The organism is Dyella flava, assembly GCF_016904955.1.
GTDB lineage: Bacteria > Pseudomonadota > Gammaproteobacteria > Xanthomonadales > Rhodanobacteraceae > Dyella_B > Dyella_B flava.
The window spans coordinates 1-12,458 of sequence record NZ_JADIKE010000016.1 but is presented as its reverse complement, the minus strand read 5'-3'; the positions used below and the strand labels follow the sequence as shown (position 1 = coordinate 12,458).

The window sequence follows — 12,458 nt, the reverse complement described above, 5'->3', positions numbered from 1 at the left end:
CCCACGTAGCTATCTATGTGTTTCGCTTGGCCCTGCGCGCCTCATGCAGCTTGGCATATTTGAGAAACACGTAGAACGAACCCAGCACGCTGGCAATAAACCCAGCCCAGCCGCTGAGGAAGTAACGCTTCAGCAGGAACTGCCGCAAGAAGAATAGCGGCGGGTAGATCACCATGCGCAAGCCGGTAAAGCGCTGGCCACGACGCAGCTTGTGCGCAACCATGCCGCTGCTGTAGCGATTGATCTTCTCCACACGCGTGGCAATGTCGCCATCGCCCTTGTTGACGAAGTCGGCGCTCCACAATGTTTTCACCGGGCCGCGCACCTCCACCGCCGCATGCACTTCCACATCGTTCATGCCGCCGCGCCGGCGATTAAACAGACGCAAATGCCCGTTGCGATGACTCCAGCGGTGCTGCACGGTCCAGAACATGCGCTCACGGCGCGGCAAGCGAAAACCAGCATGCCGGGGATCTTCCAGCGCGCGCTCGATGATGGCGCGCGTGCCGGGCGAGAGGATCTCGTCGGCGTCGAGGTTCAGGACCCAATCGTTGCGCGCCATGTCGTACGCACGCTGCTTTTGCGGACCGTAATCGTCGAACGGATGCACGTCCACCTTGGCGCCATGCATGCGTGCGATCGACACCGTGCTGTCGGTCGAACCGGAATCGAGCACGACGATTTCATCGACCCAATCCACTTCACGCAGACAGGCATCGAGCGTGTCAGCGTTGTTGTAGGTAATCACTACTACCGAGAGCGGCTCACGAGCCATGACGCGGTTCCTCGGACGGAGCATAAAGCGCCGCGCACCACAGGCCCAGCAACCAGGCGAACAACAGCCCCCACCAAGCCGAATAGAAGGCCATATGCGTATTGATCGGAAACAGCATGGCCACCAGCGACACCGTCACCGGAAAAGCCGCGGCCCGGCCGATCTGGCCGGCGCGCCGCCATGCCCGCCATGCGATGCCGACACCCACCAGCCACAACAGCAAACCAACGCCGCCCGTCTCGGTAAGGATTTCCAGCACGAGCTGATGCGCATGGCAGGCGCCCACGCCATCACCGCAGTTTTCCGCCACCATGAAATGATCATTCGCCGGCGCAAAGTGTGGATAGGCATAACGGAAATCGCGCACACCAACCCCCGTGATGGGATGCGCCGCGATCATCGCCAGACTGTTATGCCAGATATCCAGCCTGCCAGTCGTCGCTTCGTTGAGATCCTGCTCGCTGCCGCCAAAGACCGCGAGCGTGCGCTGCATGCGCACTTCGAAACGGGTCGAGGTTTTCCAGGCGACACCACCGGCTGCCAGCAGGATCATGCCGGTTACGGCGCAGGCCGCGATAAAACGAAACGGCGACCTGGCTTCGCGCCACAGGAATATCAACGCAACCAACCCGAAACAGATCCATGCCGAACGTGAGCCGCTAAGCATCACCGGCCCCAGCAACAACAAAAACGCGACGATCAATCCACGCCTTTGCCAACGCTCACGCGCCACCCACAGCGCAAATGGTGAAAGCACGGCCAAGCTTGGCCCCAGCTTGGGATCGTCAGCGCCAAAAAGGCCGGAAATACGTTCCGGTTCGGCGTGTCCGCGCAAGCTCCAGCCGGTAAGCATCTGCATCCACGCATCCAGCACCCAGAACGCCATAACGGCTGCCACAGCCACATAGAAACCGTGCAAGCGCGGCAAACCACGCATGGTGTAGCAGGCATACCAGCCCAGCGGGACATAGCGCAGCAGCGCCAACACCGTCGACCAGCTCTTGCCTGGCATGACAGCGCCAAATGCCGAAAGCAGTGCAGCGCCGATATAGCAGGCCAGCAGCAGACACAGCCATCGAGCCCCGGCGTTTCCACGCAACACGGCAGGATCGCGCCGCCAGGCAAGCAGCAACCCAATCGTGCACAGAAAGGTGCCTAGCTCGGCGCTACGCCCAAACGGCAGCAGCGCCACCACCAGCCATAGCGGCAACAGTGGTGAGCGCAGCAGGTTCTTCAGCGCTGGAACGAAAGGGCTCATGCCGGATCCGGAATAGCGATCCCTGCATTGTAGGCGAGCCACTTTGGAGCCTGTCTACGATCGCAGCGGGGATCGCAGACCGGACTCAGGCAGCCACTTCCTCATAAAGCGCCAGCGCAGCGCGCTGCATATCGATCAGGCGATAGCGTTGCAGCGGGGCAATCGGCGGGGCGACGCGCAGCAGTTCGGCGGCACGTTCGACCAGGCGCTCACGGTCGCCGGGAGGCACACGGCCGGCGGGATAGAGTTCGGCCAGCAGCTCGCCCACGCCACCATGGGCATAGCCGAGCACCGGGCGGCACAGCGACAACGCTTCTACCACGGTACGGCCAAACGCTTCGGGCTTGTTCGACAGCTGCAATACCAGGGCGGACATCGCATAGATGTCGCGCACATCCGAACGCTGCGGTGTCAGCGCCACTTGCTCGGCGATGCCACGCGCCTTGATGAGGTCCTGCAGCTCGCGCACATAGGCTTCGCGGCCAGGCTCGATCACGCCCAGCAGCAACAGCCGGGTTTCGATGCCGCGCTGCTTGAGCTCGGCCACCAGCTCAATGGCATCGTGATGGCCCTTCAGCCGAGTGCCGCGCCCCGGCAAGGTGAGCAGCGGCGCGCCAGCGAGTTGCGGGAAATCGTTGAAGAACGCCTTCTGCCAGGCTTCGTCCGGGCGATGGCCGTACGGGAAGGCTTCCGGATCGATGCCGCGCGGAATGATGCGAATGCGCGTGGTATCCAGCTTCTGGTAATGGCTCAGCAGGTAATCGCGCCCGGTCTGCGAAACGACCACGATGCGCTCGCCGCGCAGCATGATGGCGCTATAGCGGCCCGGCGAATTGAGCCCGTGCACGGTAGTGATGAAATGCGGCCGGGGCGACAGGCCCTTGAGCGCCCACCAGCCCATCCAGGCCGGCAATCGCGAGCGGACGTGGACGACGTCCGGCTTCAACTCTCGCAACAGACTTCGCAGCCGGCCCAGCTTGCCCAGGGTAAGCAGCGACTTGCGGCCGATATCCAGGGTGATGTGCTGGCTGCCTTCGGCTTCCAGCTGGGCGGTCATGCGGCCGCCGGCAGAAATGACGATGGAACGATGGCCGGCCTTGACCAACGCCTGTCCCGTCTCCAGTACCGAGCGCTCCGCCCCACCTGCGCGCAGCGCAGGGATCAGCTGGACGATAGTCAGCGCCCTGGCCGGCGTGGCGGCAACGGACATGGTTCCCTCATTCGCAACTTTCATCCAAGAAAACAAGCACTAATCGTGCCGCGTGACGCCTCATGCGCCCGAATGCCGCCCCGCGATCAGTCACGCAGGACGTAATGTGCACCGCAGTAAGGACATACGGACTCGCCGCCGTCCTGAACGATCGGCAGATACACCTTCGGATGGGAGTTCCACAGGGCCATGCCCGGCATCGGACACGATAGCGGTAGGTCCGAACGCGTCACTTCGTAACGATTTTCGGCATTCGCCAGGATGGGCTTGGCCGCGGTAGGGGAAACCGACATGGGATGTCGCTCCGGGTGAGACATTGGGGCTGACAATGTTAGCAGGGCCGCCTTGGCATTTGCCCCTGCTCCTCGCCGGGAAGGAGATCGGGATGAGCGGACAATCTCGCCGCGTCATCGCAGCACAACCGCTGCAGACAACCACCTTCGCGAGATCGCCCCTCACCCCGCCCTCTCCCCTGCGGGGAGAGGGCGTAGAACGCTTACTTCGCGCCGTCAGCCTTCGGCACCGAGCCTTCGGTGGTGATGGTCAGCTGGATCTCGTCGCTCACCTTCGGCACATAAGCGCCCAGGCCGAAATCCGAACGCTTCAGCGTGCCGGTGGCATTGAAGCCGATCGACTGCTGGCCGGTCATCGGATGCGTGCCGACGCCATTGAGGGTGGCGTTCAGCACCACCGGCTTGGTCACGCCGTGCACGGTCAGGTCGCCGGTCACCTTGTAATGCTTGCCGCCCAGCGACTGCACGCTGGTGCTCTTGAAGGTGATGGTCGGGTACTTGTCGGCATCGAAGAAGTCAGGCTCCTTCAGGTGCTTGTCCAGCGCCGGCACGTGGGTGTCCAGGTTGCTCAGCGGCATGGTCACGTCCACCGAGGACTTGGACGGGTTCTGCTGATCGAACACCACCGTGCCATCGGCAATACCGATATCGGCCACCGGATTGGAAAAGCCGAAGTGGCTCCAGCTGAACAACACCATGGTGTGATTGGGGTCGAGCTTGTAGGTCACCGGAGCGGCTTGCGCCGACATCGCTGCACCAAGCAGCCCGGCCAACATCACATAACGAAGAGTACGCATTGAAGAATCTCCTGCTTCAATCAGTAGGGGGTGGTGAAGAAGGCGTTCGCGACGCCGATTCAAATGACACAGATTGCAAACCTTCCAGCCCACGCAACTCATCAGCCAATGTCATCAGCTGGTCGTTGCGTATCGCCGGTCCAAACACCAGATCGACCTGATCGTCACCATCTTCCAGACGACGCAGGACTATTTTCTTCAGCGGCAGATGGCGGCGTGACACGATCGCCTCCACCGAACCCAGCGCGGTCGCATCGCTCAGATGCAGGCGCAAGCGCGGAACACCGTGCTGGCCCCATGCCATCAGCCTGCGCTCCAGCGGCTTGAGCAGTGCCAGGATCAGCCAGCACACGCCGGTAGCGATCACCGCTGCCGCAAACAAACCACTACCCGCCGCCAGACCGATGGATGCCGTGGCCCACAGACCGGCCGCGGTGGTCAGGCCACGGATGATCTGTTCGCGCTGCATGAACATGATCGTGCCGGCGCCCAGGAAACCGATGCCACTGACCACCTGGGCCGCAATACGCGATGGATCAAGCGACACATTCGGTTGCCCGAGCACATCGTGAAAGCCAAACGCCGAAACAATGATGGCCAGGGCCGCGCCTACGCTGACCAGCATGTGAGTGCGCATGCCCGCCGTCCATTCATTGCGACTGCGGTTAAGACCGATCACCGCCCCCAGCACCGCGGCCAGGGCCAGACGCAGGAAAACTTCTAGTGGCTCGATCATCGTTGGATAGCCCGAGTAGCGCGCTGCGGAGCCCCTATCTTAGGTGGCCCCGCAACATGCCGCGTTCACTCCAGGCGGCATGCCTCGTCGAACGACAGACGCGGGCTGCGCGGGAACAAATCACGGCTGCTGTCGCCGTAGCCGATATTGATCAGGAAGTTCGACTGGATCGACGTACCGGCGAAAAACACCTTGTCCACGCCCGCATTGTCGAAACCCGACATCGGACCGCAATCCAGGCCCAGCGCACGCGCCGCCATGATCACGTAGGCGCCCTGCAAGGTCGCGTTGCGGAAGGCGGTGCGGTCGATCAGGTCCTGGTTGCCCACGAACCAGCTGCGCGCATCGGCATGCGGAAACAGCTGCGGCAGCTTTTCGTGGAACTCATGATCGGTGGCGATGATGGCGGTGACCGGCGCGGCCATCGTCTTTGCGCGATTGCCCTCGGAGAGGAATGGCTTGAGCTTCTCCTTGCCCTCCGCCGACTTCACGAACACCACGCGCATCGGCGACGAATTGGCGCTGGTCGGGCCGAACTTCGCAAGATCGTACAACGCATGCAACTGCTCATCGCTCACCGGCTTGGGCAGGAATGCGTTAAAGGTACGGGCGCTACGAAACAACTGATCCAGTGCTGCCTCGGCAAGCTTCTCGCTCATCGGTATCCTCTGCATGACAACGCGCCTTCGCCGGCGCAACGGGTACAGAGTGTAAGGGCAAGCCAGACCGGACAGCAGTAAACAAGGCGGAACGAACTGTGCACAATCCGACGACAATCGCCTCCACCCTGCTGCCGCCGGTCAACCAGGCCGGGCCTGTATGAGCCATACGGCGCCACCAGGCGAATGCTGGGCCATCACCGACCTCGCCGCCGGCAACCAGCGCCAGGCGCTGGCCCTGGCCGAACGACTACGGATGCCGGTACGCCACCTGGTATGGGAGCCACGTGCGCCCTGGTCATGGCTATCCCCGCGCCTGACGCTGGGCGGACGCCTCGCCCTGCCCCGCCCGCAACGCAACGCCTTCGCCCCACCCTGGCCCGACGTCGCCATCGGCTGCGGCCGCAGCGCCGCCCTGTTCACCCGCATGCTGCGCGACCTGACCGAGCACCATTGCCATACGGTACAGATTCTCGATCCACGCATCGATCCCGCACACTGGGACACCGTCATCGCACCAAGCCACGACCAGCTCAACGGCAGCAACGTGCTGCGCCCGCTGGGATCACTCAACCCCATCGACGACAGCTGGCTCGAAGACGGCCGCGATGCCTGTTCCACCCTGGGCGACCTGCCCGGTCCACGCGTCGGGGTGCTGATCGGCGGACCACGTACCGGTATCCGCATCGACATCGATTACGCACAACAGCTGGTATCGCGGCTGCTCGCCCGCCAACGCAGCGAAGGCGGCAGCGTGATGGTGCTGGGCTCACGCCGCACGCCCCCAGGTGTGATCGACGTGATGCGCGAAGCCTTGCGCAACATCCCCGGCATCGTCTGGTCCGGGCCCGATGACGGCAACAATCCGTACCCCGGCGTGATGGGCTGGGCCGACCGTCTGGTGGTCACGCCCGATTCGGTCAACATGCTCAGTGAAGCCTGTGCCGTGGGTTGCGCCGTGCAAACCTTGGTGACCGCGCCATTGCCGCCCAAGCTGGCGCGCTTTCATCAAAGTCTGCGCGAAGCGGGGTTGCTGCATGATCTGGACAGTGAGCCGCTTGCGCAGCAGACACCGTTGCGCGAGACGGCGGCGATTGCCGAGGTGCTGCGCAGGCGCATTCTTGCTGGGTGAACCACAAGTGCTCGGTACGCAGTCCGCATCGTAGATAAGGCTGGCCTGCTGACCACCATCCGGCGTTGCCATTCACCTGACCTAAGCGTCGCCGCAAAATGTAGGCCTTCACCCACGCTAATTAGCGGCATCCGCTGCTTACGGGCGACATCTGGATTAGCTCATTCTATGCGGGCCGGTACTCCTCCAGTCCCGGCGGGCAATCAGCCTACTCCTCTGGTTGGCCTACTCCACGCATGTAGCACCGGCCCCCGCAAGGGGGCCTTTTTTTATCTCGCCACAATCTCCAGTTCGCCGCTTCGACGGAACCCAGGCCGACGAACATGACGTAGCGTCGATCGAAGCACGACCAGCAGCCAATGCGATGGCGATACTCCCGACCCATCGACAAGACTGGGCAGCGACTCTGGGCACCATAAGAAGCTCAATAAACAATCCCAGTCGCACCGGCATGACTCAACGCATCGCTCGTCTGCCCGCAGTCATCCAGGCGTCAACGAGAGTACGCAATATTCCGAGCCAAGCGCCTCGACTGCGCCCCGCAATTGCTCAGCCTGACCAGCGTCACCGATCAGTGCCAGATGCAATTGAGGCAGTTGTTGTCCCTTGAACGTATTGAGGGCCTTCTTGACGGCCGAATATGCAACGCCGTTATCGCGCCCGCCCACCACTAGGTAGATGGGTGCATTCGCTCCGCTGGCCATGGCATCTGTCAGCTGCTCCATCCACGCCGCTTCGCCGATGACGGCTCGCATCATCAGGTTGCTCACACCGTTGTCCGCAGCGGGTACGTCGATATACAGGTACTCCTGATGCCCTGGAAATGCTTTTGCCGCCAGCGCCATGCGCTTCGACGCCTGATCAGCCGAGGTTTGGCGCACATTGGTGCACGACGACGAGCTAAGCGTGAGTGCCAACAAGGCAACGAGATGGACCACTGTCCTTTGCATATTAAAAATCCCTATCAAGCGTTTATAAAGAAGCTGACTGAAGTGCCGGACTGAGCCTGAAAGAGCATCCTGAATGGGGCAACCATTCCACGAAGTTCAGCTTTTGCCACGGCCACGTGCATGGAAAGCTTACGAATCCACCTACTACTTTCTCGAACAATCGGGGACCCAAGCCGAATCCCTGATTCGATCGGCCAACTCCTTAGACTGAGCAGCAAGCTTTAAAAGAACCTCATGCTTTGCTTTTGGGTCATTGTCATTCGCATCCGCCATATCGGGCCGAATTGCGTATTGAAGGGCTACAAGCCCCTTACAGGCTGAAAGGTGATACGTGCGGAAAGCGTCAACTTCGTAGCCAGGGAACTGGCCATTTGGCTCGTATATCACCTTGGCGTAGCCGTTATCCTTGGTTGCCCACACGCTATAGTGAGGCGTATCTCTCGCTGCGCTCATGGAAAAAGTCTTTCCCCATTGCAGAGGGCTAGGACTCTGCCCCTTAGCGTAAACAACGGAAATCATCGTTTTCCAGTTATCAACGGTTTCATTAGCGCTCACGTATTCGAATAGAAACCGACCGCCATTCTGAGAACTGGACGCCAGCACAAAATCTCGATCGAATTCCCTGATCTGGTTTGGCGCCTGGAAACTTCCCACACGAGGGGGCAACTCGACGATGGATGGCGCCACCTGCACAGCACCCTGCGCATCATTTTTACCAACTATTGTTTTGGCTGGGTAGGCGCATCCAGCCGTAGCCGCCATTGCCAGCGATACCAGTATTCACTTCATATTTCCTCCTTAGTGAAACACCATCATTCAGGCCGCCCTGCGGGATGATGTCGGTTTAGGTACAGTGCGGAATTTCTTTGTTGGAGCCATCCGTCCAGTTAAAGACGTTCAAGCGCACATTGCCGGATTTTGTCGTTCGGTCGCACTGCTCATACCGAGAACGACGCCAATTTTGAAATTGTTGCCGGCAGCCACGATCACATCCTCAGTCGCGAAGATTTTCGCGACCTGCCTGTTGACATCATGTAGGCCGTGACGATGACACAGCTGCTGATGAGTAAGCGACCAAAGGAAAGATCTTCTTCCGAAACATCGCAAATACACTCCGCGCAGGAAGCTATGCGTTACTGCATGCTCGGAAGCTTGTCGCAACGCTGTATGCATTTGAACCAAGGCGGGCCTGACCAATCACCTTTATTAACCACCTTAAACAAAGTTTTTTCGAAAGGTATTTTTTTATTATTAAAAACGTATTGCCACGAATATGCATAGCCCGCACGCGTAATATATAAATAAACGTATTGATCAACATGAGCATTCATCACGCCAACCTTACATGCATTCATCAATTTGGGACGATTCATAAAAAATTGTCGCCTGCAAAATCTATTGTTGTACTCCGATGAAAAATCCAAATATTTACCATCCACAACTCTTGTGACCTCCCATCTATCGCTCGGTAAAATATCCGTTGTCTCGCTCTCGGGCCAATCACGTATCTGTCCCCAAGGATTCTTCTTAGGCCTATCCTCCGCCAGGGCGAAAATCAGATAATTCTTCGAATCAACCGAAAACCTCTTATCTTAAGCTGCAAATGACTCGTCACTTGCCGTAGCCACCTGATAGTCGGCCATTGATGCGCAGCCACAAAGGAGTAATGTGAAGGAATTAATTCCAACCATATTCGCGCCACTGATCACTTTTCGACCACCTTTTTGTTCAAACTACTTCTTGTAGCTTTCAAATAGATGCCCTGCTAAGAATTGAATTTTCACTGACGAACCGCGGCCGTCGCGACGTCGTCCGCTGCCACGATTTGCGCATTTTTCCCCGATATCGGGCCGACGAAACGGCGATGTAATTGACGCTCATTGGCGTACGCCAGACAAGATTTCTTACATAGCATCGTGAATACACATTGGCGTAGAAAATCATGCATTACTTCATATTCACAAGCTTGTCGCAACGCTCTACGCATTTGAACCATGGCTGGCCTGACCAATCCCCTTTATTCATCACGTTGAACCAAGTTTTTTCAAATGGCATCCTCTTGTTATTGTTTATATATTGCCATCCATACACCACCCCATCTCTCCTTATGTAAAGGTAGGCATATTCATTTACATGGGTGTTCATTTCATGGTTTTTATTGCAAGTTTTTGCAAGCCACTTTCTGTCCATTAACAATTGACGCCTGCAAAATCGCTCGTCGTATTCAAATGAGTAAGCCAAATAATTTCCATTAACGACCCTAGTAATTTCCCACCTATCGGTTGGCAAAATGTCTGGGCTTTCGTCACCCTTCCATTGGGAGCCACCCTCCTTAAAGTCGGGGTTTTTTATAGGCCCATTGCCAGCAAGCGCAAATACTGGATAGCTCATTGGATCGACAATAAATTGCCTATCGTAAGCAGCAAACGACCCATCATTGGCCATTGCCACTTGATAGTCCGCCAAAGAGACACAGCCAGGCAGCGACAATACGGCGAGACACAACGTGCCGATACGATTCACGAAGCTCATTTCTTCGCCCCCATTTCATCAACGTATTTCTTATAATTCTCGAAAGGATGCCCTTTTAGGAACTGAATGGGGACCACAGTAGCATTCCAATTAAACAGTGCACCTCCAGAAAAGCCGTTCACTGCATCGCCATTCCCAAGCAATATGTTGGCATTGGGCGGCGCCACCACCGTAAATGGCACCGAAGCTAGGTAAATGTCGCCATTGACTAGGCCATTCCGACCGAGATACGAGCACGTTACAGTGCCAAGGCTATGACAAGTAAGATTCTGTGCTACAGGCTGATTGATGCCGATTGAATCTCTGTTGTAGAGAACCGATGCAGTTGATGCGTCAGGAAGGCCCTGAAATCCAAGCAAAAGGTCAATAGTGTCGAATGGTAGTCCTGCCGGGCCTCGGTTGAGGTATCCACGAACACCTGTGTAGCTAGTCTGATCAAAATCTTTGGTGCTTTTAGTTGAAGGTGACTCGTATCTTGTGCCAGTTGCAACATTCCCCACTATCGACCCCGCCATCAGCAACCAATTAAGCTGATCGCCATTCATCCCCAGCTTGTTTGCCAGCTTCGCTTCCACCTGCCCCATCGCGTTGGTGGTAGCGTAAGTCAAGGCAAATTCACCGATGTTTTCGACTTCTCCATTGACGATATAGCCACCCAACTGTTTGGCGCCGTTGGCCGGATTGTTGTAGTAGGTGCCCGCTGTCAGGTAGCCCGTCAGGCCACCGGTGATACCGCCGTAGAGAGCGGGTGTACGCCAGTCATTGCCTTGCGCTACGGCTCCCGCTGCTCCGCCAACAGAACCTGCGGCCACGCCGGCCAAAGTCGCATTGGCCCACCCCGCGGAGACAGCTGCTCCTGTCGTTGCGCTGGCGCCTGCTGCCGCGAAAGCAGTACCGGAACCTGCAGCAGCACCCGCAGCACTTCCAATAAGTGCACTCGCCGCACCCGCTGTGAAATACGCAGCGACTGCCGTCACGATAGCTCCCAAGGCGGGAGTCATGCCTTCATGATGCTCGTGCCATGCATCATGTTGTTCGCCGACGGCGTTCCATGTGACATAGGGATCATTTTGTAGCGTACTCATCCAATTCATCCCGGGGGACGCTTCGGTCATACGCGCGATCGCTTGATCTTGAGTCTCACCGTTTTGCTGTCCGTACTGAACCAGTACGTTACCTGTGGTCGCGACATTCAAATCGCCGCCGGTCGTGAAGTTGCTCTGCTTTTCCGCTGTATCGATGTGACCGCTGTTGTCACTAGCTTGCCAGGCGATGTTGTGTTTGCCCGATGTACGGCTTTGCTCATCAATGTCCGTAGCGGTCAGGAAGGCGATGCCGCCACCGCTGACGAGAGTCGTGTCGCCGCCGCTTTGTATGTTGGCCGCCTGATACACCTGTGCACCATCATTGACGATGGTGACATCACCACCGGCTTGAACACTCGTGCCGATATTGGTGACTTGGAGCGCTTTCACATCGCTCCACTTGGAGCCACTTAAACCACCACTTTGGTGTTTGTTTTCCTCGCTTTGAGTTAGCTGTTGTCCGGCGAGAAGGACAATATTGCCTTGAGCTGCCAGCGTTACATCGTCGGTGGCCGCAAGAGAAGCTGCCGTAGTCGTAATGTCATTACCTGCCATCACGCTGACATTGTTGCCACTCAGCAGGCTGCCCGCGGCGATGCTGTTCTGGCTGGCGTCGTGGGTCACGGTTTTGGCCGTGCTCAGAAAACCGGATGTCTTGCGAGTCCCGTCTTGCTGCCAGGCATGGCTTTCATAGCCGGCATTGAGATTGATGTCGTGGCCGGCCATCAGTACGGCGTCACCGTTGGCGCTGGTGATGGTACCGGCCACACTAGTGAGGTTGTTACCTGCAGTGATCGCCACGCCGTTGAACGCATCAATGCTCGTGCCGCGCAGCGTTTCATCGTATTGCCCGGTGCTGACCAGCGTCTTGCCTTGGTAGCCTTGTGTGGTTTGCGTGCGCCGGTCGGTGACGGCGTTGAGGGTGATGTCGTGACCGGCTGACAATGCAAGCTGGTCGCCCGCGCCGAGCTGTGCACCCTGGCTGATGAGGTCGTTACCGGCCACCAGTTGCGCACTGCCGCCCACCGTGA

At 58.3% G+C, this 12,458-nt stretch carries 12 protein-coding genes; 1 reads left to right on the top strand and 11 read right to left on the bottom strand.

Annotation, left to right across the window (positions count from 1 at the left end; all coding sequences use genetic code 11):
* Window positions 1-13: 13 nt before the first annotated feature.
* The 7 genes from ISP19_RS00310 to ISP19_RS00280 form a co-directional block, all read right to left on the bottom strand.
* On the bottom strand, window positions 14-775 hold the full coding sequence (locus ISP19_RS00310; RefSeq protein ID WP_204678298.1) for a glycosyltransferase family 2 protein: 762 nt from the start codon (window positions 773-775) through the stop codon (window positions 14-16).
* Window positions 765-2,033 carry an O-antigen ligase family protein gene (locus ISP19_RS00305; protein WP_204678295.1) on the bottom strand — a complete coding sequence of 423 codons (1,269 nt, stop codon included), beginning with the start codon at window positions 2,031-2,033 and terminating at the stop codon, window positions 765-767. Before ISP19_RS00305 ends, ISP19_RS00310 begins: the two co-directional genes overlap by 11 nt.
* 85 nt (window positions 2,034-2,118) lie before the next feature.
* Window positions 2,119-3,243 carry a glycosyltransferase gene (locus tag ISP19_RS00300; RefSeq protein WP_204678293.1) on the bottom strand — a complete coding sequence of 375 codons (1,125 nt, stop codon included), beginning with the start codon at window positions 3,241-3,243 and terminating at the stop codon, window positions 2,119-2,121.
* A gap of 86 nt (window positions 3,244-3,329) precedes the next feature.
* Window positions 3,330-3,536 carry a zinc-finger domain-containing protein gene (locus ISP19_RS00295; protein WP_204678291.1) on the bottom strand — a complete coding sequence of 69 codons (207 nt, stop codon included), beginning with the start codon at window positions 3,534-3,536 and terminating at the stop codon, window positions 3,330-3,332.
* A 203-nt stretch (window positions 3,537-3,739) separates the two neighbouring features.
* Window positions 3,740-4,333, bottom strand: coding sequence for a YceI family protein (locus tag ISP19_RS00290; protein WP_204678289.1), 594 nt, complete (start codon window positions 4,331-4,333; stop codon window positions 3,740-3,742).
* A gap of 16 nt (window positions 4,334-4,349) precedes the next feature.
* Window positions 4,350-5,069, bottom strand: a complete 720-nt coding sequence (locus ISP19_RS00285) for an MgtC/SapB family protein (RefSeq protein ID WP_204678287.1) — start codon at window positions 5,067-5,069, stop codon at window positions 4,350-4,352.
* Between the two features lie 65 nt (window positions 5,070-5,134).
* Complete coding sequence (locus ISP19_RS00280) at window positions 5,135-5,728, bottom strand: malonic semialdehyde reductase (RefSeq protein WP_204678285.1); 594 nt, start codon at window positions 5,726-5,728, stop codon at window positions 5,135-5,137.
* Between the two features lie 160 nt (window positions 5,729-5,888).
* Here ISP19_RS00280 and ISP19_RS00275 point away from each other — a divergent pair, with 160 nt between their 5' ends.
* Window positions 5,889-6,860, top strand: a complete 972-nt coding sequence (locus tag ISP19_RS00275; RefSeq protein ID WP_204678283.1) for a mitochondrial fission ELM1 family protein — start codon at window positions 5,889-5,891, stop codon at window positions 6,858-6,860.
* Between the two features lie 482 nt (window positions 6,861-7,342).
* Here ISP19_RS00275 and ISP19_RS00270 read toward each other — a convergent pair whose 3' ends face one another.
* The 4 genes from ISP19_RS00270 to ISP19_RS00255 form a co-directional block, all read right to left on the bottom strand.
* A complete protein-coding gene (locus tag ISP19_RS00270) occupies window positions 7,343-7,810 on the bottom strand; it encodes a hypothetical protein (RefSeq protein WP_204678282.1) in 468 nt (155 codons plus the stop codon).
* 144 nt (window positions 7,811-7,954) lie between these two features.
* A complete protein-coding gene (locus tag ISP19_RS00265) occupies window positions 7,955-8,572 on the bottom strand; it encodes a hypothetical protein (RefSeq protein WP_204678280.1) in 618 nt (205 codons plus the stop codon).
* A 1,185-nt stretch (window positions 8,573-9,757) separates the two neighbouring features.
* Window positions 9,758-10,333: a hypothetical protein gene (locus ISP19_RS00260; RefSeq protein ID WP_204678278.1), complete on the bottom strand. Its 576-nt coding sequence runs from the start codon at window positions 10,331-10,333 to the stop codon at window positions 9,758-9,760.
* Between the two features lie 5 nt (window positions 10,334-10,338).
* Window positions 10,339-12,458: hemagglutinin repeat-containing protein (locus ISP19_RS00255; protein WP_204678276.1), on the bottom strand; the 2,120-nt coding region annotated here is incomplete at its 5' end.